22 protein-coding genes are annotated in these 23,678 nt (G+C 69.7%); 14 read left to right on the forward strand and 8 right to left on the reverse strand.

Annotated features, from left to right (window positions below):
* Window positions 1-90: 90 nt before the first annotated feature.
* Both AC3WLE_RS08335 and AC3WLE_RS08340 read left to right on the forward strand, forming a co-directional pair.
* Window positions 91-1,098, forward strand: coding sequence for an SDR family oxidoreductase (locus AC3WLE_RS08335; protein WP_492350783.1), 1,008 nt, complete (start codon window positions 91-93; stop codon window positions 1,096-1,098).
* A gap of 160 nt (window positions 1,099-1,258) precedes the next feature.
* Complete coding sequence (locus tag AC3WLE_RS08340) at window positions 1,259-3,265, forward strand: PAS domain-containing hybrid sensor histidine kinase/response regulator (protein WP_492357331.1); 2,007 nt, start codon at window positions 1,259-1,261, stop codon at window positions 3,263-3,265.
* Here AC3WLE_RS08340 and AC3WLE_RS08345 read toward each other — a convergent pair.
* Window positions 3,250-4,311 (reverse strand): sigma-54 interaction domain-containing protein, encoded by a 1,062-nt coding sequence (locus AC3WLE_RS08345; RefSeq protein ID WP_492318331.1) that lies wholly within the window; start codon window positions 4,309-4,311, stop codon window positions 3,250-3,252. The genes AC3WLE_RS08340 and AC3WLE_RS08345 overlap by 16 nt on opposite strands.
* Window positions 4,312-4,667: 356 nt before the next feature.
* Between AC3WLE_RS08345 and AC3WLE_RS08350 the strand changes: the two genes are divergently transcribed.
* The 7 genes from AC3WLE_RS08350 (at window position 4,668) to AC3WLE_RS08380 (ending at window position 11,594) form a co-directional block, all read left to right on the forward strand.
* A complete protein-coding gene (locus tag AC3WLE_RS08350) occupies window positions 4,668-6,068 on the forward strand; it encodes a sigma-54-dependent transcriptional regulator (protein ID WP_492318332.1) in 1,401 nt (466 codons plus the stop codon).
* A 139-nt stretch (window positions 6,069-6,207) separates the two neighbouring features.
* Complete coding sequence (locus AC3WLE_RS08355; RefSeq protein ID WP_492318333.1) at window positions 6,208-7,014, forward strand: sensor histidine kinase; 807 nt, start codon at window positions 6,208-6,210, stop codon at window positions 7,012-7,014.
* A 201-nt stretch (window positions 7,015-7,215) separates the two neighbouring features.
* Entirely contained in the window at window positions 7,216-7,590 is a 375-nt protein-coding gene (locus tag AC3WLE_RS08360; RefSeq protein ID WP_492318334.1) for a hypothetical protein, read from the forward strand.
* A gap of 86 nt (window positions 7,591-7,676) precedes the next feature.
* Window positions 7,677-8,150: a PRC-barrel domain-containing protein gene (locus tag AC3WLE_RS08365; protein WP_010810663.1), complete on the forward strand. Its 474-nt coding sequence runs from the start codon at window positions 7,677-7,679 to the stop codon at window positions 8,148-8,150.
* A 773-nt stretch (window positions 8,151-8,923) separates the two neighbouring features.
* Window positions 8,924-9,493: a low affinity iron permease family protein gene (locus AC3WLE_RS08370; protein WP_492318335.1), complete on the forward strand. Its 570-nt coding sequence runs from the start codon at window positions 8,924-8,926 to the stop codon at window positions 9,491-9,493.
* Window positions 9,494-9,547: 54 nt separating this feature from the next.
* On the forward strand, window positions 9,548-10,741 hold the full coding sequence (locus tag AC3WLE_RS08375; RefSeq protein WP_492357330.1) for a DUF3182 family protein: 1,194 nt from the start codon (window positions 9,548-9,550) through the stop codon (window positions 10,739-10,741).
* Window positions 10,728-11,594 carry an alpha/beta hydrolase family protein gene (locus AC3WLE_RS08380; RefSeq protein WP_492353434.1) on the forward strand — a complete coding sequence of 289 codons (867 nt, stop codon included), beginning with the start codon at window positions 10,728-10,730 and terminating at the stop codon, window positions 11,592-11,594. The genes AC3WLE_RS08375 and AC3WLE_RS08380 overlap by 14 nt, the downstream gene beginning before the upstream one ends.
* A 48-nt stretch (window positions 11,595-11,642) precedes the next feature.
* Here the strand turns inward: AC3WLE_RS08380 and AC3WLE_RS08385 are convergent, their stop codons facing one another.
* The gene (locus AC3WLE_RS08385; RefSeq protein WP_492357329.1) at window positions 11,643-12,278 is read right to left on the reverse strand and encodes a ParB-like protein; all 636 of its coding nucleotides are present in this window, start codon (window positions 12,276-12,278) and stop codon (window positions 11,643-11,645) included.
* Window positions 12,279-12,285: 7 nt separating this feature from the next.
* A complete protein-coding gene (locus AC3WLE_RS08390) occupies window positions 12,286-13,353 on the reverse strand; it encodes a BON domain-containing protein (protein ID WP_492353436.1) in 1,068 nt (355 codons plus the stop codon).
* 340 nt (window positions 13,354-13,693) lie between these two features.
* Between AC3WLE_RS08390 and AC3WLE_RS08395 the strand changes: the two genes are divergently transcribed.
* The 3 genes from AC3WLE_RS08395 (at window position 13,694) to AC3WLE_RS08405 (ending at window position 15,861) form a co-directional block, all read left to right on the forward strand.
* Window positions 13,694-14,551, forward strand: a complete 858-nt coding sequence (locus AC3WLE_RS08395; protein ID WP_058697358.1) for an SDR family oxidoreductase — start codon at window positions 13,694-13,696, stop codon at window positions 14,549-14,551.
* Between the two features lie 172 nt (window positions 14,552-14,723).
* Window positions 14,724-15,158: a hypothetical protein gene (locus AC3WLE_RS08400; protein ID WP_492353438.1), complete on the forward strand. Its 435-nt coding sequence runs from the start codon at window positions 14,724-14,726 to the stop codon at window positions 15,156-15,158.
* Window positions 15,142-15,861, forward strand: a complete 720-nt coding sequence (locus AC3WLE_RS08405; protein ID WP_492353439.1) for a ParB-like protein — start codon at window positions 15,142-15,144, stop codon at window positions 15,859-15,861. The genes AC3WLE_RS08400 and AC3WLE_RS08405 overlap by 17 nt, the downstream gene beginning before the upstream one ends.
* Window positions 15,862-15,952: 91 nt before the next feature.
* Here AC3WLE_RS08405 and AC3WLE_RS08410 read toward each other — a convergent pair whose 3' ends face one another.
* From AC3WLE_RS08410 to AC3WLE_RS08425, 4 genes are all read right to left on the reverse strand, one after another.
* Complete coding sequence (locus AC3WLE_RS08410) at window positions 15,953-16,141, reverse strand: DUF3008 family protein (protein ID WP_010810654.1); 189 nt, start codon at window positions 16,139-16,141, stop codon at window positions 15,953-15,955.
* 159 nt (window positions 16,142-16,300) lie between these two features.
* Complete coding sequence (locus AC3WLE_RS08415) at window positions 16,301-16,459, reverse strand: DUF3309 family protein (protein WP_492356742.1); 159 nt, start codon at window positions 16,457-16,459, stop codon at window positions 16,301-16,303.
* A gap of 201 nt (window positions 16,460-16,660) precedes the next feature.
* Window positions 16,661-17,317, reverse strand: a complete 657-nt coding sequence (locus AC3WLE_RS08420; protein ID WP_492356741.1) for a response regulator — start codon at window positions 17,315-17,317, stop codon at window positions 16,661-16,663.
* Window positions 17,314-19,338, reverse strand: a complete 2,025-nt coding sequence (locus AC3WLE_RS08425) for a type IV pili methyl-accepting chemotaxis transducer N-terminal domain-containing protein (protein WP_492356740.1) — start codon at window positions 19,336-19,338, stop codon at window positions 17,314-17,316. Before AC3WLE_RS08425 ends, AC3WLE_RS08420 begins: the two co-directional genes overlap by 4 nt.
* Window positions 19,339-19,679: 341 nt before the next feature.
* On the opposite strand from AC3WLE_RS08425, the gene AC3WLE_RS08430 reads away from it, so the two are divergent.
* Window positions 19,680-21,074, forward strand: a complete 1,395-nt coding sequence (locus AC3WLE_RS08430; protein ID WP_492356739.1) for a hypothetical protein — start codon at window positions 19,680-19,682, stop codon at window positions 21,072-21,074.
* A gap of 94 nt (window positions 21,075-21,168) precedes the next feature.
* On the opposite strand, the gene AC3WLE_RS08435 is transcribed toward AC3WLE_RS08430, so the two are convergent.
* Window positions 21,169-22,338, reverse strand: a complete 1,170-nt coding sequence (locus tag AC3WLE_RS08435; RefSeq protein WP_492318344.1) for an NAD(P)H-dependent flavin oxidoreductase — start codon at window positions 22,336-22,338, stop codon at window positions 21,169-21,171.
* Window positions 22,339-22,605: 267 nt separating this feature from the next.
* Between AC3WLE_RS08435 and ubiU the strand changes: the two genes are divergently transcribed.
* Window positions 22,606-23,652, forward strand: a complete 1,047-nt coding sequence (gene ubiU, locus AC3WLE_RS08440; protein ID WP_492353113.1) for a ubiquinone anaerobic biosynthesis protein UbiU — start codon at window positions 22,606-22,608, stop codon at window positions 23,650-23,652.
* The last annotated feature ends 26 nt before the right edge of the window (window positions 23,653-23,678 follow it).

Here is a 23,678-nt window from a genome sequence, read left to right on the forward strand (position 1 = left end):
CAGCCAGGGCCGCCCCGGACAGGAACGCTCCTTGCGACTCCCCAGCGGCATGCCCGGCACCGTGCCGGGCCTCCCCGAGGAGAAGCGGCGATGAAACCAACCCTGAAGAACATTGGCTCGCAGGTCATCGTCCTGACCGGTGCCAGCAGCGGCGTGGGCCTGGTGACGGCGCGCAAGGCGGCGCAGCAGGGCGCGCGGCTGGTGCTGGTGGCGCGCAGCGAGGGCTCGCTGCACCAGCTGGCCGAAGAGCTGCGCGAGCATGGCAATGAAGTCATCACCGTGGTGGCCGATGTCGGCAAGCATGAAGAGGTTGGCAAGGTGGCGCAGGCTGCGATCGAGCGCTTCGGTGGCTTCGATACCTGGATCAACAACGCCGGCGTGACTATCTTCGGCCGCCATTGCGACGTGCCGCTGGAAGACCAGCGGCGGCTGTTCGATACCAACTACTGGGGCACCGTGCATGGCTCGCTGGCGGCGGCCGCGCACCTGCGCGAGCACGGCGGCGCCATCATCAACATGGGCAGCGAGGCGGCGGACGGCCCGCTGCCGCTGCAAAGCGCCTACGCGGCCTCGCAGCACGCGATCAAGGGTTTTACCGATTCGCTGCGGCTGGAACTGGAGCAGGAGCAGGCGCCGGTCAGCGTGACGCTGATCAAGCCTGCCGGACTGGAAACGCCGCTGGCGATGCACGCCAAGAACTTCCTCGATGTCGAGCCGCGCATGCCGCCGCCGCTGTATGACCCGGCGCTGGCGGCCGACGCGATCCTGTTTGCCGCCGCGAACCCGCGCCGCGAGCTTTTCGTTGGTGCGGCCGCCAAGGCGTTCTCGGCCGCGGCGTACCACGCGCCGCACACCTTCGACCGCTTCATGCGCCGCTTCATGGGCCGCGCGCAACAGACGGCCCACCCCGCGGGCCCGCTCGAGGACAACGCGCTGTATGGCAGCGGCAGCGGCCTGCAGGAACGCAGCGGCAGCCACCACGCGCTGCACTCCTGTCCCTACACCACCACGGCGCGGCACCCGATGCTGGCCACTGCGCTGGTGGTGGGCGCCTCCGCCGCGGTTGCCGCGGTGTACCAGTTGCGGCACAGGCGCTAGTGTCCGGTGCCGCGCACATGGGTGGCGCATGCGCCGAGAACACCTATCATTGACTCGAATGCCCGCATTTGCGGGCATTCGGCCCTCCGCAGCGCGGCGGCGCCAGGCCGCGCGCGCACGGGGCCTGCTGTCTTCACCCCATCACACAGAAGGTGTGCACATGTCCGAGCCGCATGCGGCAAAAGGCGTCCGTACGTCACCCGTCGGCGATCCGGACGGCACCCTGGCGGACGATGCCGGCCTCCTGCTGGCGGCACAGTACCGGCGCCTGCTCGACGCGGTGGAAGACTGCGCCGTGTTCGAGACCGATGCGCACGGGTGCATTGCGATGTGGCCGGATGCCGCGCGGCGCGTGTTCGGCTACAGCGCCGAGGAAATCACCGGTTGTCACCTTTCCTGCCTGCATCGTCCTGACGATGTCGCTGCCGGCCTGCCGCAGCAATGGCTGCAGGCGGCCGCACTCGGAGGCAGCGCGCGCGACCAGGGCTGGCGCGTGCGGCGCGACGGCAGCCTGCTGCAGGCGTCCTGCCTCATGCGGGCCATTGGTGCTGCCGACGGGCCGGACGTGGCGGCCAGGCATGGCGATGCCTCGTCCGTGGAGTCCGCGGCAGGCCAGGCCGCCGGCTTTATCGTGTCGTGCCGCGACATTACCGTGCAGCAGGCCGCATCCGAGCATGCCCGGCTGGCCGATACCCGGATGCGGCTGCTGGCCGAAAACCTGCCCGGCACCGCGGTGTGCGAACTTGATCTGGACGGCACCATCCGCAGCTGGAACGTCGGCGCGCAGGCGCTGGCCGGATATGTCGAGGCCGAAGCCGTCGGCCAGCCGCTGGCACTGCTCTATTCCCGCCAGGATGCCGCCGCGGGGCGCGACCGCGCGGCGCTGGAAGCCGCGCGCGCCTGCGGCCAGTGGGCCGGCGAAGAGCGCGTGGCACGCAAGGACGGCTCGGTGGTGCGTTGCCATACGCGCATGGTGCTGGTGCGCGACGCCGCCGGCTGCCCGACCAGCCTGCTGTGGACCGTGCGCGACCTGAGCGATGCGCTGCGGCTGGAAATGCTGGAAGCCGGCAGCCGCCGGCTGCAATCGTTCCTGGCCATCCTGGCGCATGAACTGCGCAATCCGCTGGCGGCGGTGCGCAACGCGGTCGAAGTGATCGAGCTGACCCCGGATGCCGACACGCGCGTGCGCCGCTGCGCCGGGATCATCGACCGCCAGCTGCACCAGCTGGAGCGGCTGGTGAACGACCTGCTCGACGTAGGCCGCGTGACCGCCGGCAAGCTGAAGATGGAGCTGACGCCCACCTCGTACAACGACGTGGTAACCACCAGCATCGAGGCAATCCGCCCGGTGCTGGAAGCCGCCGGCCAGCGGCTCGTGTTGGCGCTCCCGGCAAGCTCGCCCTATGTGCGCGCCGACGCCGCGCGGCTGGGGCAGGTGCTGCTGAACCTGCTCAGCAATGCGGTCAAGTACACCCCGCGCGGCGGTACCGTCAGCGTGCATGTGAGCGTGGAGTCAGCGCGCGTGATCACCGCCGTGTCGGATACTGGCCGGGGTCTCGCGCCGGCGGCGCTGGACCGCATCTTCAACCTGTTCGCGCAGGAGGCCGACGCCGGCAGCCGCAGCGGCCTGGGCATCGGGCTGGCACTGGCCAAGGCCGTGGTGGAAGCGCACGGCGGCGCGATCCAGGCCGACAGCGGTGGCGCGGGCACGGGCAGCACCTTCACCGTGATCCTGCCGCGCGTCAGCGCGCGCCGGCGCGAGGCCGGCACGCCGCCGCCGGGGCCGGTGCCGCGGCGCCGCGTGCTGGTGGTGGATGACAATGCCGATTCGGCCGACAGCATGGCCGAGCTGCTGGGCCTGCTCGGCCATGAGGCGCGCGCGGCCCATGGCGGCCAGCAGGCACTGGACCTGGTTGCCGAATTCCGCCCGGATTGCGTGCTGCTCGACCTGGAAATGCCCGACATGTCGGGCTTTGAAGTCCTGCCGGCATTGCGCCAGGCGTGCGCCCCGCACGCGGTGCAGTTCCTGGCGCTGACCGGGCGCTGCACTGCCGAAGACCAGCGGCGCAGCGAACTGGCCGGCTTCCATGCCTACCTGACCAAGCCGCTGGCGATCGAGGCCCTGTCGCGCGCGCTGGCTGCGCCGCGGCCTTACAAGGAGCGGTAGGCGTCCAGCCGGTTGTACAGCGTCTTCAGGCTGATGCCGAGCGCGCGCGCGGCCTGGCGCTTGTCGCCGTCAAAGCGCGCCAGCGTGGCCATGATGATTTCGCGCTGGGTGTCGGCCAGCGTGGTGCCGACGCGCACGCTGACCACGCCGTCCACCGTGGTGGGCCGCGGCGGCTGCGTGGCCAGGTTGGGGTTGCCGATCTCCACGACCTTGTCGGCCAGGATAAAGGCGCGGTAGACGGCGTTCTTCAGCTCGCGCACATTGCCCGGCCAGTCATAGCGCACCAGCCGCTCCAGCGAGGCGGCCGAGAAGGCCTTGTCGGTGCGCTCCATGGCGTTGTACTCGGCCAGGAAGTGGCGTGCCAGCGGCACGATATCGTCGGGCCGCTCGCGCAGCGGCGGGATATGCAGCGGGAACACGGCCAGCCGGTACAGCAGGTCTTCGCGCAACTGGCCGGCACGTGCTGCCTCGACCGGGTCGCGGTTGGTGGCTGCCAGGATGCGCACGTCGGTGGCGATGGGCGTGTCGCCGCCGACGCGGTGGAAGGTGCGGCCTTCCAGCACCCGCAACAACTTGATCTGCATATCGAGCGGCATTTCAGTGACTTCGTCGAGAAACAGCGTGCCCCCATGAGCCTGCTCGAAGTAGCCTGCCTTCTGCTCGATCGCGCCGGTAAAGCCGCCTTTCTCGTGTCCGAACAGTTCTGACTCGATCAACGTGGGCTGGATTGCGCCGCAGTTGACCGCAATGAAGGGGCCCTTGCGGCGCGCGCTGCGCTCATGCACCGCGCGCGCCACCACTTCCTTGCCGGAGCCGCTTTCGCCTACCGCAAGCATGGTGACATCGGTGGGCGCCACGCGCTCGATCTGGGCCAGCAGGCGTTGCATGGCGGGCGACGCGCTTTCCCACAGCAGCGAGACCTGCGAGGGTATGGCACGGCGCGGCGCTGGCTCGCGCGCCGGCTCGGATGTGCTGGCGGCGTGGCTGGCGGGCTGGCCAGAGAGAGCGGCGTTGGTGCGCCGCGATGTGCTGGCGGTCACGGGCACAATGAAGGCCTCGGTCGGGGGCGGGCTTGTCGTGAGAAGTTCCTATGCTAGCCTTTGGCGCAGGGGCTTGCCATAGGTGTCTGAGCCCGCGCGGAAACATCCGACAGCTGTGTCAGACGGACACCGGCAACGACCGTGCCTGCCCGCGCTTAGACTGGCATTACGCAGTGGACTTGTGCAACCGACTGACAATGTCGCAGTCGAAACCCGTGCCGCCCCTGTGCCTGTCGCGCCACGCCTTGCATGGAGCGTGGCGGCAGGCGTGCCCGAGCCCGGCAGCATGACCGCCGTGGCCCGCGAACGGAGGCGCCAGCGGATTTCGCCCAAGTTTCCAATAGGTCTCACTGACGGATCGTATGCCCCACATCCTGATTGTCGATGACGACGAAAACGCATGTGCCGCGCTAGCCGAGATCGTGGCCATGGAAGGCTTCAGCTCCGCCACGGCGGGCACCCTGCGCGAGGCACGGCTGCAGATCGGCTGGCGCATGCCGGAGGCGATTGTGGCGGACCTGCGCCTGCCGGACGGCAACGGCATGGAGCTGTTCGACGAGGTTGGCGCCTCGGGCGTCGAAGTGATCCTCACGACCGGCTATGCCAGCGTGGAAAGCGCGGTCGAAGCGCTGCGCGCCGGTGCCACCGATTACCTGGTCAAGCCCATCAACGTGGCGCGGCTGCAGACCGTGCTCAGGCGCCTGGCCACCACCGGCGAGTTGCGCGCCGAGATCCATTCGCTGCGCGGTGAGTTGCGCCGCTACGGTCGTTTCGGCCGGCTGATGGGCAGTTCCGAAGTGATGCAGGTGGTCTACGACCAGCTTGCGCGCGTGGCCCCGACTGAAGCCACGGTACTGCTGATCGGCGAAAGCGGCACCGGCAAGGAACTGGCCGCGCAGACCGTGCACGAGCTCTCGTCGCGGCGGCGCCAGCCGTTCCTGGCGGTCAACTGCGGCGCGATCTCGCCCACGCTGATCGAAAGCGAGATGTTCGGCCACGAGCGCGGCAGCTTTACCGGCGCGGACCGCCAGCACAAGGGCTATTTCGAGCGCGCCGACGGCGGCACCCTGTTCCTGGACGAGATCACCGAGATGCCCGCCGAGCTGCAGGTCAAGCTGCTGCGCGTGCTGGAGACCGGCACCTTCATGCGCGTGGGCACCAACCGCGAATGCCATGCCGATGTGCGCGTGCTGGCCGCCACCAACCGCAACCCTGAAGATGCGGTGGCCGACGGCAAGCTGCGCGCGGACCTGTTCCACCGGCTGAACGTGTTCCCGGTAGAACTGCCGCCGCTGCGCGCGCGCGGCGACGACGTGATCCAGATCGCCAACCTGATGCTGGACCAGCTCAATGCCGAGCAGGGCACCCGGCGCCGCTTCGCGCCCAATGTGCTGGACAGCCTGCGCCTGCACGCCTGGCCCGGCAATGTGCGCGAGCTGCGCAACTTCGTGCAGCGCGCCTTCATCATGTCCGACGACGACCTCATCACCGAAGTGCAGGTGCCGCTGCAGGTCGCGGCCACGCAGGCGCCGGGCGCGGCGGTGGTGTCGGTGCCGGTGGGCATGTCCCTGGCCGATGCCGACCGGCAGCTGATCTTCGCCACGCTGGAGCAATGCGCGGGGGTGAAGAAGCACGCGGCCGAGATCCTCGGCATCAGCCTGAAGACTTTGTACAACCGGCTGGAAGATTATGCCGCCCGCGGCGAATTGCCCGAGTGGCTACGCGCCTCGCGCAACGACACCGGTTCGTCGGCTACCGGCTGACGGCGTGAGGCAGCGCCTGCGTTTGCGGGGATCGGCCCGTGCCAGTGGGCCGCAGCGCCCTGTGCAGCACGTTTCTTGCTTCCTCCAACGCATCCAACCCGGCCAATCCGGCCGGGGACGTGCCAATGCCGAGCCGCACATGACGCAGCAACCCCCGCAATCCGCGATGCCGGACGCTCCGCTTTCTTCGCCGGCCGGCGCCGTGCGCAGCGTGCAAGAGGTGAGCGCGCTGATCGAGCAATCGGCGCATGACCTGCGTTCGTCGCTGAACGCCATCCAGAGCTGGGCCTACGTGCTGGACCGTGCTTTCGATGCCACGCCGGCGCCCGCGCAGCGCGCGCTGGACGGGATTCGCTCCGGCATGCAGCAGCAGCTGGCGCTGATCGAGGAGATGGAAGAGGCCGTGCGGCTGCTGGCCGACGAGAGCGCACCGCGCTGGCAGCGCCTGGACCTGCTGGCGCTCACGGCCCAGGCCATTGCCGACCGGCGTACCACTGCCGAAGCCCGTGGCGTGCTGCTGTCGCCGGTCGCCACCGACGGTGCCGCCGACTCGTCCGAATCGGCCTATCTGATCGATGGCGACGCCGAGCGGCTGGCCCCGCTGCTGCGGCACCTGCTGGTGCATTGCATCTGGCGCGCGCCGGCCGGCGGCACGGTCGCCGTGCAGGTGTTGAGCGAGCCGGATCACGTAAAGCTGCGCATCACCGAGAGCCCGCCGCTGGACCAGCAGCGCAGCGCCAGCCGGCTGGCCGCGCTGACCGATTTCTTCGGGCGCCGGGCGGCGCCGGACGGCGCGACCCCGGCCCGGCAGAGCAGCGCGCTGCTGCTGACGCGCCGCATGGTCGAAATGCACGGGGCGGCGCTGAGCGCGGAAAGCGATGGCTGCGATAACGACCGGATCAGGGTCTGCATCGCCGTCAGGTTCCCGCGCCACATGAGCGCCTGACGCGGCGCCGCGCATCCATGTAGTTTTTACCGGCCTGTCGCGTGCGCTACGCGTAGCGCTTGCCGGCCGGCCGTGGTTGCACTTGCCATACCTGCGGCGTCACGGCAGCGCCCGCACCGCTCCCCCGCCACGCTCCTGTCTTTTCCCGTTTCTGGCCCGCGCCTTGCATGGATGAATGACCCAACCAAGGAGGGTACAACCATGCCCAAAGCCAGCCGCAAATCCGACAAGGCCGCGCAGGTTGCTCACAAGCCGTCCGGCGCGAAATCCGACAAGTCCCGGGCTGCCCGCATGAGCGGGCCATCCGCGGGCAAGGCCCGTGCAGGCAGCAAGGCCGCCGCAGGCGACAAGCAACGGGGCAAGGAAGCCAAGACCTACCAGGCCGCCGTGGACGACTCGCTGGAGATGACGTTCCCGGCCAGCGACCCGATCTCGCCGAGCGCAGCCATGCACGCCGAGAAGAAGACGCAGACCGCGCGCGACGATGTCGACTGGAAGCTCAAACGGGGCAGTGAAGAGCAGCCCGTGGGCGCCAAGCCGGCAGGCCAGCGCAAGGGGTCGGCCAGCAAGCGCTGAAGCGCATTTCCGCAACCCTGAGTCCAGGTGCCGCGGCGGGACCCTACCCAGGGCCCCGCGCCGCGGCCCGCCAAACGGAGATAGCCATGACCCGAGTCCAACCTGAACCCCCTGAAGAACGGCCGCCGCACGGCGCATCCATCGTCGGCGGCATCGACCGCGATTCCCCGGGCCCTGGCCCATTCGTGATGGCAGCCGACACGCTCGAGGGCAACAAGGTGGTTGACCCCGCCGGCGACGATATCGGCACCATCGACCACATCATGATCGACGTGCTGGGCGGGCGCGTGGCCTACGCAGTGCTGGCCATGGGCGGCTTCCTTGGCATTGGTGAAAAACTCTTCGCCTTGCCGTGGTCGGCGCTGACGCTCGATACGCGGCGCAAGTGTTTTGTGCTTGGTGTTGAAAGGGATCGGCTCAAGGCCGCGCCGGGGTTTGACAAGGACCACTGGCCCAGCATGGCGGATTCGCAGTGGGCTACCAGCATTCACCAGTATTACGGGATTTCGCCTTATTGGGAGGCGGATCGGTATGACCCTTGGGATGAGAGGAGGAGGTGATGGGGAGTTTGGGGTGATGGCACTTAGCTAGACTGCATACGGTCGCATGTCGTTCTTGGCGGGCGTGGCTGTTTCGCCGGCGTAGCCGGCGAGTCACTTTTTGTCCGAGCGACAAAAAGTAACCAAAAAACGCGTCGCCTGTGCGGCTGGCAATCTAATTTCACGGTGTTGGTGGTTCGCACGGTGGTGCTTGCCGTTAGGCGTGGGTGCCCGTTCGACCCTGCTACGCCATGTGAGTGTGTGCCAGTGCCTGCGTTAACCCACTATTGAACGATCCCCATGCAGGGCGTAGGCCGCCTGCTGCCAGCCGAATCGCGAGAACGCCTACGGCTGCTACGCAGGCTCAAAATGCGCTGACGGTCATTGGGCGCTTGCGCGGAGCGCAGCCGAAGGCGTTAATGCGATATCGCTTGAGAGCGCGGGCCACCGCCCGACTTGGGGATCGTTCAAAAGCCGGTTATCGCAGGCACTGTCCCTGACTCACATGGCGGTAGCAGGGTCGAACCGCGACCACATCCAAACGGCAAGCACCGCCGCCCATATGACCGACGCCGCGTAATTGATTGCCAGCCGCATAGGCGACGCGCTCTTTGCCTACTTTCTGTCGCTCGGACAGAAAGTAGGTCGCCGGCTACGCCGGCGAAACAGCCACGCCCGCCAAGGACGATAAGCGACCGCATACCGCCAAGCCAATAAAGCCACACCCGCCAAGCGCCATAAACCAACCAAATGACGCCAATCACAAACAGCCACCCTCTGTGGGAGCGCCAACAATGAACAATTCCAGCCCAATCCCGCCAGCCATTGACCATCGACCCGGGTCCGGCAAGCATTCCGGCGTGCTGCATGCCTTTGACCGCTTCGCCGGCGCCGCCACGCGCCAGGCCGGATCGCCCGTCGCATTCGTGCTGGCCGTCGGCGTGGTGGCCGCGTGGGCCATCACCGGCCCATTGTTTTCCTATTCCGAGACCTGGCAACTGGTCATCAACACCGGCACCACCATCGTCACCTTCCTGATGGTGTTCCTGATCCAGCAGAGCCAGAACAAGGACGCGGTCGCGGTCCACCTGAAGCTCAATGAACTGCTCGCCTCGCACCGCGAAGCCAGCAATATGCTGGTGTCGATCGAAGACCTGGACGAGGAAGAGCTGCGCCAGCTGGTGACCTTCTATCGCCACCTGGCCGAGCTGGCTGACAAGGAAGACGGTATCAAGTCGAGCCATTCGCTGGACGAGGCGCGCGAGAACCACGCCGCCAAGCGGCAGGCGCGCGCAGCGCGCGGGCGCCGGCTGGACGGCAGCGACGCCGGGAGCCGCTCACCCACCGTGGTACCCAGCTCTTAGCCCATGCGGCCCCTCCCACCCCATCGAGGGACAGCCACCAGCAAGGAGCCGCCCGTGTCCGAACCGAGCAAGGCAACGAATCAAAAGCGCGCCGCCCCGGGCAACCCGCCGGCGCGCAGCCGCGCGGTGATGGTCTACGGTTGCGAGACCCTGGGCAAGGCCGACAGCCACCATGGCACGACCCTTGCCAATATTGCCCGCAAGGTCGCCGACATTGCGGGTCTGACCTTCGCAGGCGCCTACGCCGCGCCTGATGCGGGGCTGCCTGTGCCGTACCTGGTGCCCGCGCAGACGCTGGTGGGGCGCATGCTGGCCCAGGATCTCGGCGTGCGGGACGCGGGCGACCTGTTTGGCGGGGTGGTGCCTTACGCCTTCGTGGCCACCAAGGCGATCACGCACGGCCTGGTGGCGCCCGGCGCGGCAGCACCGCGGGGCTGGTCCGAGGACTTTGTGCGGCGCGTGGTGGGCGCTACCCTGCCGGGCTTTACCGCCTTCACGCTCGGCGACGCGCGGATTGCGGCAATGCGCCTGCTGGCGCTGGGGCCGGTACGGCTGAAAGAACCGTACGGCGTCGGCGGGCTGGGCCAGCGCGTGGTCCACGACGAACGCTCGCTGGACGAGGCACTTGCCGCGATGGCGCCCGACGTGGTGGAAGCCCATGGCCTGGTGGCGGAGCGCGACCTGGATGCGCCGCAGACCTACAGCGTGGGGCAGGTGGAACTGGCGGGCCTGCGGGCCAGCTATTGCGGCACGCAAGGGCTCACTGCCAACAACCACGGGCAGAAGGTCTATGGCGGCTCGACGCTGACAATGGTGCGCGGCGGCCTCGAGGCGCTGCTGCAGCACCCGTTCGACGCCCGCACGCTGGCCGCGGTGCGGGCCGCGATGGTGTACCACGAAGCCGCGCTCGCGTGCTATGGCGATGCCGGGAGCATGGTGCTGTCGCGCTGCAACTACGACGTCGCCTTCGGCTCGCCCGCGGGCAGCGCCGGCCACGGGCAAGTGCTTGGGGGCGTGCTGGAACAGTCCTGGCGGGTGGGCGGCGCGACCGGCGCCGAACTGGCGGCGCTGGCCGCGCTGCGCGAGGATCCGCGCCGCGCCCGCGCGGTGGCTGCCACGCGCGAGGTCTATGGCAAGGGCGTGCGCGTGCCGGACGACGCCGAGATCTACTTCCAGGGAGAGGACCGGCACGCCGGTCCGTTGACTAAATACGCACGACTGGAGCCTGAATCCGATGGCAACGCATGAAGACCTGCTGCAGATAGAAAGCGAAGGCGGCACCATTGCCGGCACCCTGATCAGCCCGCAAACCAGGCTGCCGGGCGTGCTGTTTGTCCACGGCTGGGGCGGCAGCCAGCAGCAGTACCTGGCCCGCGCGCGCAAGGTGGCGGGGCTGGGCTGCGTCTGCCTGACCTTCGACCTGACCGGGCACGCCGGCACCCAGGCGCAATACGAGACGGTCAGCCGCATGCGCAACCTGGCCGACGTGGTGGCCGCCTACGATGTGCTGGTGCGCCAGCCCGAAGTGGACCGCAACGCCATCGCGGTGGTGGGCAGCAGCTACGGCGGCTACCTGGCTGCGCTGCTGAGCACGCTGCGCCAGGTGCGCTGGATGGCGTTCCGCGCGCCGGCGCTGTACATGGACTCGGGCTGGGAACTGCCCAAGCGCCAGCTGCATCGCGAACAGGACCTGGTGGCCTACCGGCGCAGCGTGGTGCCGCCCGAGAGCAACCGCGCCCTGCGCGCTTGCGCGGAATTTGCCGGCGACGTGCTGGTGATCGAATCCGAGCACGACCAGGTGGTGCCGCACGCCGCGGTGATGAGCTACGTGGATGCCTGCGTGCATGCCAACTCCATGACCTACCGCGTGATCAAGGGTGCCGACCACGGCCTGACGGAAGAGGAAAGCCAGCGCGGCTACAGCAGCCTGCTGGTCAACTGGCTGCGCGAGATGATCACCGTCGCGCGCGCCGGCCCGGTCAGCGCGGAGCGCGCCGAGCCGCCCGCGGAGCGGCCCGCGCCGCAGGCGGCCACCGACGAGCTTGGCATGCCGCAGGCCGAGTCCGCCAGCGCGCCGGCGGCGGTATCCGGCGCGCAATAGCGTGGCCTGGCCTGGCCGATAGCAGCAGGCCAGGACAACTGAACCGGCTCAGCACCCCAGTGGGCCGATGTAGCCGGGCAGGCCGCGCGCGCCCGCGGCGTGGGCCAGCCGGAACGCCTGCGCCAGCGCGATGGCAAAGTGATGCGGGGTGTCGAACGGGCCCGCCACGTGGCGGCGGAAATAGTCGGCCCAGCGGAAATCCATATAGGCGGTCTTGACCTTGCGATAGCCGCCGGCCAGCTGCACGAAAGCCTCGAGGCTGCGATACGGGTCGTCGCGCATGTCATGGACGCCGGCAGGCAGTTCCGTCAGCGGACGGCGGCGCCCGTGCTCGTCGTAAGGGTGGACCATGTGCTCGGCCACCATGTGGCGCCAGAACGCCGGCAGGTTCATGTCGCTCAGGTCGGCGCGCACCACGCCCGGCACATGGGTGAGCCCGAGATCGTGCCAGGCGCGCACCCAGTGATGGTGGTCGACCACGTACAGGGCCTGTTCCGGACCGATCACCAGGTGTACGCGGTGCCGGTCCAGGAACGCGGCGCGGTCCTCCGGCGGCACGCGCCGGGTGACATGGACCTTCTGCGCGACATGGTAGCCGCCTACCGTGATCTGGGTGGGACGCAGGGCATCCAGCGGCACCATCAGCTTGCTGCCCGGGCACAGCTTGCGAGGCTGGCGGCGCATGGGCGCATCAACTCTTGTTCAGCGTGCGCTCGGGCGAGATCCCCGAAGCATCGGTGCCGGCCGCATCGTCGCCGCCGACCTCGGAGCCCGCCGCCCACGCGGCGCCTGGCTGGCGCTGCACGCGCAGGTGATTGTTCACCTCGGTGACGCCGAACACGGCATCGGCAATGTCCTCGATCACGTACTTCTCGCGGCGCTCGCGCACGGTGCCGTCCAGCGTCACCACGCCGTTGGCCACTTCCACGCTGACGTCGTGGACATCGACATAGGGGTTCATCGCCAGACGTTCGCACACATCCTCGCGCACGCGCTCATCGGCGCGGCGGTAGCCCTTGGGGCCGACCGGACGGCGCCCGGCGCGCTGGCCGCCTGGCGCTCCCGCTTGCGCCGTATAGGGCGCGTGGCGCCGGTAGCCCGGATCATCCGGGTACACACGCTGGCCGCCACTGTACGACTGGCCACCGCTGCCGGCATCGCCAAAATAGCCGCCGCCATAGCTCGGCTGCCCGGCGCGCTGCGCGCGGTCGCGTTCCATGCCTTCGCGCCAGTGCATGGCGCGGCCGCCGCGTTCACCCCATTCTTCTTCACCACCGTGCCAACCGCGGCCAGGCTGGCGCGGGTCATTCTCATCGCTGAGTTCGCTGCGGCGTCCGCGCGGGCCGAAGCGGTCTTCATCGCGGTAGCCATAGCCCGATTCGCGTTCTTCGCTGCGATAGCCGCTGTCCTGCGGGGCCGGCCGGTAGCCACCGTAGCCGCTGCTGTACGGATGGCCGGTGCCGCCCGTGTCGGCAGCGCCATAGCCCTGTTCGCCCCAACTGCCGCGGCGTTGGCCGGCAGGCGTGTCCTGCTGGTACCACGGGCCGCCATGGCGCTCGGACTCGCGTTCGCGGCCCGGAGGCGCGGATTGGCCGCTGCTGTCGCCGCGCCAGTCCTCGCCCCATTCCTGTCCCCAGTCCTCCGAGCCGCTGCCCCGGCCCTGGTCGCGCGTCCGTTGCGCCGGGCCGCGCTCGCGGCGCTGCGTTTCGCTGCCGCTGCGGGGGCCGCTGCGGCTGCGCTCGTTGCGGAAGTTGAACATGGTTGCCTCCTGGCTGTGGGGCCCGGGCGTCTTCCGCCGCACTGCCTGGTGCGGCGGGCCCGTGCGGCAACTGCCGCAGGCGCGCCGGGCCGGTGACGTTCATGCCTGCAATGGCCGCAATATCCGTGCCCCGACGCGTGCGCGGGGCCAGGCGGGCTGGCCGCCCGGGGCGCTGTAAGGATTGCCGGGCAATGTAAGGGTTACGGGCGGCGTGTCAGCCCGGGCCACGCCGCGGCCGCGACGCGGCTGCCGCGGCGTGGCCCGGGCTCGCCGTTTGCGGCATGGAATTTGCGCGGCACCTGCAAGGGCCGCGATGCGGCCGCGCAGACAGGAGCCAGCTATGTCCACACCGACCAGCATCCCGCCCCAGCACCAGTCGCGCCAACCTGGCCTGGAGTCCGCCATGCGGCCGCAGCCGGACAGCGGCGCCGACGACTATGTCGGCAGCGGCCGGCTGCGCGGGCGCGCGGCGCTGATCACCGGCGGCGACAGCGGCATCGGCCGGGCCATTGCGGTGGCCTTTGCGCGTGAAGGCGCCGATGTCGCCATCGCCTATCTCGATGAGCATGCCGATGCGCGCGAGACCGTCGAGCTGGTTGAGGGGGCGGGCCGCAAATGCCTGGCGATCGCCGGCGACCTCGCTGACCGCGCGCATGCCGAGGCCGTGGCGCGACAGGCGTTGCAGCAGTACGGCAAGCTCGACATCCTGGTCAACAACGCCGCCGAGCAACACCCCAAGGCCTCGCTGGAAGAGGTCGACGCCAGCCAGGTGGAGGCCACCTTCCGCACCAATGTGTTTGCGATGTTCCACCTGACGCGCGCGGTGCTGCCGCACCTGAAGTCGGGCGCGTCGATACTGAACACCACTTCGGTGACCGCGTATCGCGGCAGCAAGCACCTGCTGGATTATTCCGCCACCAAGGGTGCGATCGTGTCTTTCACGCGCTCCCTGGCGCTGCAGGTGGTCGAGCGCGGCATCCGTGTCAACGGCGTTGCGCCGGGCCCGATCTGGACACCGCTGATCCCGTCGACCTTCACCGCGGAGGAAGTGGCCGAATTTGGCAAGAAGACGCCGATGGGGCGCCCGGGACAACCGTTCGAGGTGGCGGCGGGCTTTGTTTTCCTGGCATCCGACGCGGCCAGCTATATCACCGGGCAGATCCTGCACATCAACGGCGGCGAGGTCGTCAACGGCTGAGGCGCCAGGGCGGGGCATGTAGTTCCGGGGCCGCCTTTGCAAATATTGCACGCCGGCGTGCGCGCCATGCAGGCCGTGCGCGCGGCGTGCCGCACAGCAGGCGCAGGCGTGGCTCTTGCAATGTGGATGACAGCAGTCATGACCAGCGCCACCATCATGGGAGTCAGTCATCATGTCATCGATCGTAGCCGGACGTTTCGATTCGATTGCCAGCGCCGAAGACGTGGCACGTACCCTGTTCTCGCGCGGCTTCTCCGTGTGGGACGTATCCATCATGTCGGTGGGGCCGGACAGTACGCCGGAAAGCGGCGCGGTGGACCGCGTCATGCTGGCGGCATGCGTCAACAACGGCCTCGATTCCGTTGCCGTGGACGTGCTGCGTGAAGCCGGGGCGAGCGCGCTGGAATGCGCGCAAGGCAACTGGGAATGCGGCCAGTGGACGGATTTCAATCCCGCCCGCCACGGCGAGCCCATACGCGGCGGCGAGGGTGAGTACTGGCCACGCCCGCTCGCACGCGAGGCGGTTGCCGAAGAGAGCACCGGCAACGAAGACCCGGGCAGCGAGCTTGAGCACTTCGTCGACCAGAAGCGTGCCGAGAACGACTGAGCGCCGCGCTGCCGCGGCCGGCAGCGCTGAACCAGGCACGCCGCGCAGCGCGCGAGGCAACGCCGTTGCCGAACTGGCTCGCCTGCGCCCGACCCAGCTGACGCTCGGTTATGCCCACGTCAGCTACAAGATGGATGTCACGCAGCGCCACGCGAACCCGGACGACCACGCGGCGCTGCGGCGCTTCATGCGCCGCCATCGCGTCAAGACCGTGGCCGGGCCGGGCGGCAGCCTCTATATCATCGATCACCATCACTGGGCGCGGGCGTGGCTGGATCTCGGCTACGAGCAGGCACCCGTGCGCGTGCTGCATGACTTCAGCCGCCTGAGCCCGTCGGCGTTCTGGAAACGGATGCGCCGTCTCGGCCATGTCCATCCCTATGACGAGCACGGCCAGCTGCTGGGCCCGAAGGCGCTGCCGCCCACTGTGCGGGGCATGCGCGACGATCCCTATCGCAGCCTGGCTGCCTTTGCGCGCGAGGCCGGGGCCTGCCGCAAGCCTGGCAGCGCTGCCGGCGATTTCTCCTGGGCCGCCTTCCTGCGCGAGCGGGTGGAACAGGACCTCGGCAGCGTTGCGGGATTCGGGCTGGCGCTGGCGGAGTCGATCCGGCTGGCGCGCAGCGCCCGCGCAAGACGTTTGCCCGGCTATTGCGGCGGGCCGGTGAGGGGGAGGGTCGGGGGAAAGAAGGGCGGTGCCAGATAGGCAGGCAGCCTGGCAGACCGCTTGGGTGCTCCCCTCTCCCGCAGGTGGGAGAGGGGAGCAACCCGGCAGCATCGCTGACGCTGGTCCCGGATCAACTGTCTGACTTGTGCTTCGGCATGCCCTTGGTCTTGGTCGAAGCCATCTTGTCGAGTTCCTTTTCGCTCATCGATTTATACATCGAGCGGGAAGGTCCCTTGAGCGATCCGGCCTTCTTTTCGCCGCGCTTTGCGGAGAGCGCCGCTCCCGCGGCCTGCTGTTGCGCCTTGGATTTGGCTGGCATCTGGGTCTCCTTGCAAATGGGGGAAGGAACCGGGCGATGCGGTGGCACACGCCCGCGCTTCGTTATAGGGCGCCGGCGCGGCAGCGACAAGGGTAGCCCCGCGCTGGCGCCGCTGCGTGCGCCAGCCGGCGTGCGTTGCCCGCAGGCTGGCCGGGAACGCTAGATCCGGCCAAGCACCACGAGCAGCACCACGATCAGGACGATCAGGCCCAGGCCGCCGCTAGGCCAGTAGCCCCAGCCGGAACTGTAGGGCCAGGCCGGCAGTGCGCCGATCAGCAGCAGGATCAGGATGATCAGGAGAAGGGTGCCGATTCCCATGGCGTGCTCCTTGTTGTGGATCTGGCAAGCCGGGCTTCCGGACCGGGGTGGCCTCGGAGAGCCAACTGCTTACAGTTCAGCCTAGATCAGGGGGCGCCGGCGTCCCCCCGGACTAGGGCTGAAATCGCTGTAGGAATCGGACGACGTTGGGGTGTCGGGCGCGCAACATGCAGGGCTGTGGTGGCGGACACTGCGCCGCGTTCAGCACGCTGCGTTCAGCCCGTGCTCGACGGCATAGACGGCCACCTGCACGCGGCTGGCCAGGTTCAGCTTCTTCAGGATGTTCTGCACGTGGATCTTCACCGTGCTTTCCGCCACGCCCAGGTCGCGCGCGATCTCCTTGTTGCTTTCGCCGCGCGCCAGGCCCTGCACGATCTCGCGCTCGCGCGCGGTCAGCCGCGGCGCTTCGTCCTGGCGCGCCGCGGCCACCGGTGCCGGAGCGCGGAACTGGGCCACCAGCTTGGCGGTCATGCTGTCGGAGATGACCGGCTCGCCGGCCGCGGCACGGCGGATGCAGGCGATCAGCGCCTCGGTCTCGATATTCTTGATCAGGTAGCCGCGCGCGCCGCCGCGCAGCGCGGCGGCCAGTTCCTCGGCTTCCTCGGACACGGTCAGCACGATCACGGCGGTCTGCGGCAGGTCTTCCACCAGCAGCTGCAGGGCTTCCAGGCCGGACAGGCCGGGCATGTTCAGGTCCAGCAGGATCACGTCGGGACGGTGCTGCTTGGCGCGCTTGATGCCTTCCACGCCGTCGGCGGCTTCGTCGACGATCTCGAAGTCGGCCTGCCGCTGCAGCAGCGCACGGATGCCGGAGCGGAACAGGGTGTGGTCGTCGATCAGCAGGATGCGGATGGTCATGGCTGGGTCTCGGTGGTCGTGGGGGCGGGGCGGGTGTCGGCGAACTCGCGGGCGCCGGAAGAGCGGCCGGCGGGCAGCACCAGTTCGATGCGCACGCCGTGGCCGGGGCGGGCCTGCACGTGCAGCTGCGCCCCCAGCCGCGCCGCGCGCTCGCGCATGATGTTCAGGCCGATATGTGCTTCGGCGCGCGTGGCGATTTCTTCCGGATCGAAGCCCTCGCCGTCGTCCTGCACCACCAGCCGGAAATCGCGGCCGTGGCTGAGTGCCACCGCCACGTGCCCCGCCATGGCGTGCTTGCGCACATTGGAGAGCGCCTCCTGCAGGATGAACAGCACCTGCAGCTGCTGCTCCGGCGCCAGCGGCCAGGCGCCGCCGCTCTCGTCAATGGCGAGCGTGGCCTCGGTGCGGCACTGGCGCCGGAAGCGGCCCACGGTCTCTTCCACCGCCGGTCGCAGCTCGCCGGTGCCGAGCCGCGAGCGGAAGTTGTTCAGCAGTTCGCGCACATCCTGGTAGCTCTCTTCCACGCCGTGGCGCAGCATCGGCACGATCTCGCGGGTCTCGGCCAGGTCGTCGCGCTCGACCGCGGCGTCCAGCAGCTGCACCTGCAGGTTCAGGTAGTTCAGGCCCTGGGCAATGCTGTCGTGCAGGCCCTGCGCCACCAGGTTGCGCTCTTCCACCACCGCCAGCTGGCGCGCGGTCGCGGACAGGCGCAGGTGTTCCAGCGCGGTGCCAAGGTGCTGGCCCAGTGTTTCCAGCATCTGGCGGTCTGACGGGGGCAGCGCGCGCGGCGTGCGGAAGTGCAGCGCGAACACGCCGGTGGCGCCGCGCTGGCTTTCGATGCGGAAGGCCGCCAGCGACTGGAAGCCGTTGCGGCTGCAGGGCGTGACATCCCCTGCGGCGCCCTGGCGCTGCGCCGCGCGCAGGTCGACGATGGCGACCACGGCCTCGCGCGTGGCGTCGCCGCAATGGCAGGCGTTGGCCGCCGCGCAGGATTCGGATTCGGCCAGCGCCGCCGGCAGGCCGGCGGCTGCCAGCAGGTGCATCCTGCCGTGGCGGCTGTCCAGCACGCGCACGCTGCCGCCATCGGCATCGAACTGGCGCATCACGCGTTCCAGGAAGCCGCGCGCCATGGCCTCGGCATCGGCGGCCTGGTTCAGGAAGGCGGCCATGTCGTAGAGCGTCTCCAGGTCGCGGTTCTGGCGTTCCAGCTCGGCGGTCTTCTGCGCCACGCGCGTCTCCAGGTCGTGGTACAGCCCCTGCAGTTCGCCAGCCATGCGGTTGAAGCCTTCGCTGAGGGTGCCGAACTCGTCGCGGCTTTCCACCGGCAGGCGCAGCGAGAACTCGCGCGCGGCCATGCGCCGCAGGCCGTCCTGCAGCCGCAGCACCGGCAGGATGATCCACAGGTAGAGCAGGTAGATCACGGCCACGGTGCCGACGCAGGCCATTGCCGCCAGCGCGATCTGCGACAAGCGCAGCCAGTCGGTCTTGCGCGCGCTGTCATGCTCGATCATGCCGACCAGGCGATCGGCCTGCGCGACGAAGCCGGGCAGTGCGGCGATATAGCGTGCCGGGGCGGCGGCGTCGCCCGTTCCGGCTACCGCCAGCGGGCGCAGCCGTTGTTGCCAGCCCTGCGTGACGCGGGTCATCTGGGCATGGATGGCGGGTTCGTCCGGCAGGAACAGCGGGCGCGCCGCGTCGCCTTTCCTGAGCAGGGCCAGCGTGGCGTCCAGCGCCTGCACCTGCTCGGCCAGTGCATTGTCCTGGCCTGCCTGTGCCAGCGTCAGTTCGATCGCCACGCGGTTGGCGCGCATGCGCAGGCTGCCGGCGTCATTGATGGCGGCACCCGCGCCTTCCAGCTTCCATGACAGCCACAGCGTGCCGGCAATCATGCCCAGCACCACCAGCAGCACGGCCAGCGAGAGCGAGATGATGCGGGTGGAGAGGCGGTCGCGCAGCGCCGGCAGGCCGGCAGCGCGGGAGTCCGCCGCGGCGCTGGCGGCTGGAGGATCGGTTCGGAACATGGCGGTATCGGGGGCTACCAGTCGGGGGAAGCCGGGTGGTGGCCCGGCGGCCGGCGCGTGCATGGCTGCGCGCTGGCATCGAGGGCAATTTTCCCTGCGCAGCACGCGGGGCTTCCTGCGCAAGATCAAGAAAACCCGGCTTCGGCGTCTGGTATGTGCGGCCGGCGGCGCATCGGCTTGTCAATTGCGGGGAATGCCGCCCACACACCAGGCCTGTCACGTCGTGACATATCGCTCCCACCGCATGGCGCGGGGATACATCGTCGGACTTGGCTGCGGTCAAATCCACACGACTTGCCCTGGCCTAGCATCCGGTCAACATTGATGAGGAGAGGCGAGGCGTGAAGGCAGCCAGTTTCGACTATGAACGCGCCCCGCGCCTGGCAGTGGTGTTCGGCTGCCTGATGCCGGCGCCGTGGCTTGGCGCCGCGGCCGGGGTATTGCTTGCTGCCGGTCCCCCCGGCGGCTTGCCGGACCGCTTTGCGCCACTGGCGCTGGTGGCGGTCCATGTGCTGGCGCTGGGCATGCTGCTGCCGGTCATGGTGGGCGCGCTGTTCCAGATGATGCCGGTGGTGGCCGGCGTGGCCGTGCCGGGTGCGGGGCTGCTTGCGCCGTTCATGGCCGCGGCCGGCGCGGGCGTGGCCACCGCCCTGGCCATCGGCCTGCTCGGCGGCGAACCTGTGGCGATGCAGGCGGCGGCGGCCGTGGCGGTGATCCTGTTGCTGGCCGGCGCCATTCTGCTGGCTGCGGGCCGGCGCGTGGCCGCAGTGGATGCCACCACGCGCACCCTTGCCGGCATCGGCGCGCCGCTGATGGTCGCGGTGCTGTGCGGCATGGTGCTGGCCGGCGCCTTCGGCGGCTGGTGGCGCGTGCCGGTGGCGCGCTGGCTCGGCCTGCATATGGCGTGGGCGCTGGGCGGCTGGCTGGCCGCGCTGGTGACCGGCGTGGCCACCACCGTGCTGCCGATGTTCTGGCAGTCGCCGCGCCTGCCGGCGGCGATCGGGCGCTGGCTGCCCATGGCGCACTGGTTGCCGCTGGCGCTGTTCAGCGCCGCGGCAATGCTGTGGCCGGATCACCGGGCACTGGCGCATGGCGTGCTGCTCGTGTGGCTGGCGTTCGTGGCGGTGGTGGGCGCATGCGGGCTGGCCGGCACGCTGTGCGCGCGGCGGCGCCATGATCCGCTGTGGCTGCTCTGGCCGGTGGCATGCGCCAGCATGGCAGGCGCGGCGCTGCTGGGGGCGGCGGCCGTGGTGCTGCCCGCCGCCGGGCTGCCGCTGGCATGGTGGGCCGGCACCATGGCGCTGGTCGGCGTGGGCGTGCTGCCGGTCACGGCCATGCTCGGCAAGATCGTGCCGTTCCTGGCCTGGCTGCACCTGCGCCGGCTGCTGCCGCCGCGCGCGCGGGTGCCGGCCATGCAGGCCATCATCGTGCCGGGCCGGCAACGGCGGCAGGCATGGCTGCTGCTGGCTGCCTACGTCCTGCTGCTGGCGGTGCCGCTGGCGCCGGCGCCGCTGGCCCGCGCTGGCGGCGTGCTGCTGGCGGGTGCCAATGCGTGGCTGGGGTGGCAACTGCTGGGAGCGTTGCGATGCATGCGGGAGATGAGGAAGCGCGGCGGATTACCGCCGCGCATTGCTGACAAGGTTTCCATGCCGCCGGTTTGCTCCCCTCTCCCGCCTGCGGGAGAGGGGCCGGGGGAGAGGGCAGGCGCCGGCATACCGACGCGCCTCACTTCGTAGACACTCCGGCCCTCTCCCCCACCCCTCTCCCGCAAGCGGGCGAGGGGAGCCTTGTTCGCGCGGCGTTGGCTACGGCACGCACGACAGGCATGCGTCAGGCTGGTGTCGGGGCTTGGGTCAGCCCCGCAGGCTTTTCCCCCGTCAACAGGTAATGCATCAGCTCCGCCACCGGCCGGATCGCCTCGCCGAAGGGCAGCGCACCCCGGCCGCGGAAGAACAGGCCGCGCTCCACGTCGCCGCGCACGGCCTGCGCCAGCTTCAGGTCGATGCAGAACTGGCCGATGCGGGCAATGCCGTCGCGCAGCCCGCACGCCTGCAGGCAGTCGAAGCCCTCCAGGCATTCACGCGGCTTGGCGCGGCGCTGCAACCGCGACTCGCTCGACAGGTAGCGCGACAGCCACGGCGTCAGCACCGCGCGCGCGGGCAGCCCGGCCACGCTGGTGAACTCGCGCAGGGTCTCGGGCCGCGCCGTGGCCAGCACCTGCTTGAAGGCCGGGTGGGCATCGCATTCCTCGGTCACGGCGAAGGCCGTGCCCAGCTGCACCGCGGCGGCGCCCTCGCCCAGCCAGTGGCGCACCTTGGCATGGCTGTCGATGCCGCCGGCCAGGATCAGCGGAATGCTGTCCCAGGCCAGCCCGAGCTGCGCAAACAGCTCGCGGCATTCGGCCAGCACGCGCGAAAACGAGAAGCGCGGCTCTGACAGGTCCTGGATGGTGGCCGCGCCCAGGTGGCCGCCGGCATGCGCCGGATGCTCGACCACGATGGCATCGGGCAGGCGGCCCTTCTTCATCCAGCGGCGCAGCACCAGGCCGATGCCGCGCGCCTCGGACAGGATCGGGATCAGCGCCACCCTGGGGTGGCTGGCGGTCAGCTCGGGCAGGTCCAGCGGCAGGCCGGCGCCCATGACGATGGCATCGGCGCCGCTTTCGCAGGATTGCCGCACCAGCGCGGCGTGCGAGCCCACCGCCTTCATCACGTTGACGGCGATCAGCCCGCGGCCCTCGGACGCCGTGCGCGCGGCACGGATCTCGCGATCCAGCGCTTCGAGGTTGGCGGCTTCGATGGCGGGCTTGTCACGGCTGCCGCGGGTGCGTTCCATCAGGTCGGGGTGGTGGTGGCGCAGGTCGATGCTGGCGATGGTGCCGACGCCGTTCTCGCGCGCGACGGCGCCGGCCAGCCGGTGGGCCGAGATGCCGATGCCCATGCCGCCCTGCACGATGGGCAGCAGGCGGCGGCCGGCCAGCTTGAGCCAGGGTTGATTCATAAAATCTCCGGAAGAGGATGGGCGCGGGGCCGGCATGCGGCCAGCCGCGTGGATGACCGGGCAAGCGTGGCACAGCGGCACGGGCCGGCGTTTGCCGCAGGTCAAGCGCGCGGTGGTGGCCTGCCATCGGCCTACGCCAACCGGCATAGGCCAACGCGGGCGGTGTGCCGTTGGCGTGGGTTTGCGCGCGGTCAAGCCCCTGCTGCAAGCGCTTGGCTAGCATCGGCCGCTGTCTTCATCTTCGCGCCGCCGCCGGCGCCATCACCGATGACCCCTGTCTCCCCAGCCCCATCCACCGCGGCGAACGTGCCGCGCCGGCCCCAGCTCGTTGCGCCCGCCGGTTCGCTGGCGGCCCTGCGCATGGCGCTGCAGCACGGCGCCGACGCGGTCTACCTGGGCCTGCGCGATGCCACCAACGCGCGCAACTTCGGCGGCCTGAACTTTACCGAGGCCGACATCCGCACCGGCGTGGCCGAAGCCCACGCGCGCGGCGCCGAGGTGCTGTTCGCGATCAACACCTTTGCCCAGATGGGCGCGGTGGCCCAATGGCAGCGCGCGGTCGATGCGGCGGCGGACCTTGGCGCCGACGCGGTCATCATGGCCGACGCCGGCCTGATGGGCTATGCGTGCGAGCGCCATCCGGGGTTGCGGCTGCACCTGTCGGTGCAGGGTTCGGCCACGCATGCCGACGCCATCGAGCTGATGCGCGAGCGCTTCCATATCCGCCGCGTGGTGCTGCCGCGCGTGCTGTCGCTGGCGCAGATCGGCAAGCTGGCGCGCCAGACCAGCGTGGAGCTGGAGGTGTTCGGCTTCGGCAGCCTGTGCGTGATGGCCGAGGGGCGCTGCCTGCTGTCCTCCTACGCCACCGGCGATTCGCCCAACAACAAGGGCGTCTGCTCGCCCGCGCACGCGGTGCGCTGGACCGAGCAGGACGGGACCATGCAGGCGCGGCTGTCGGGCATCCTGATCGACAGCTATGCGCCGGGCGAGCCGGCCGGCTATCCCACGCTGTGCAAGGGCCGCTTCGAGGTGGAGGGCGAGCGCGGCTACGTGCTGGAAGAGCCCACCAGCCTCAATGCGCTGTCGCTGCTGCCGGCGCTGATCGACATGGGCATCGCTGCCATCAAGATCGAAGGCCGGCAGCGCAGCCCGCGCTATGTGGGCGATGTGGTCGGCGTGCTGCGCGCGGCCATCGACGCGGCCTGCGCCGATCCGGCGCGCTTCGTGCCGCGGCAAGAGTGGCAGAGCACGCTGGGGCGCCATGCCGAAGGCGACCAGGTCACGCAAGGCGCCTACGACCGGCCGTGGCGGTGACACCCATGACATCGATCTGCCTTGAA

Source organism: Cupriavidus sp. FW306-1B-F12B, from assembly GCF_058781795.1.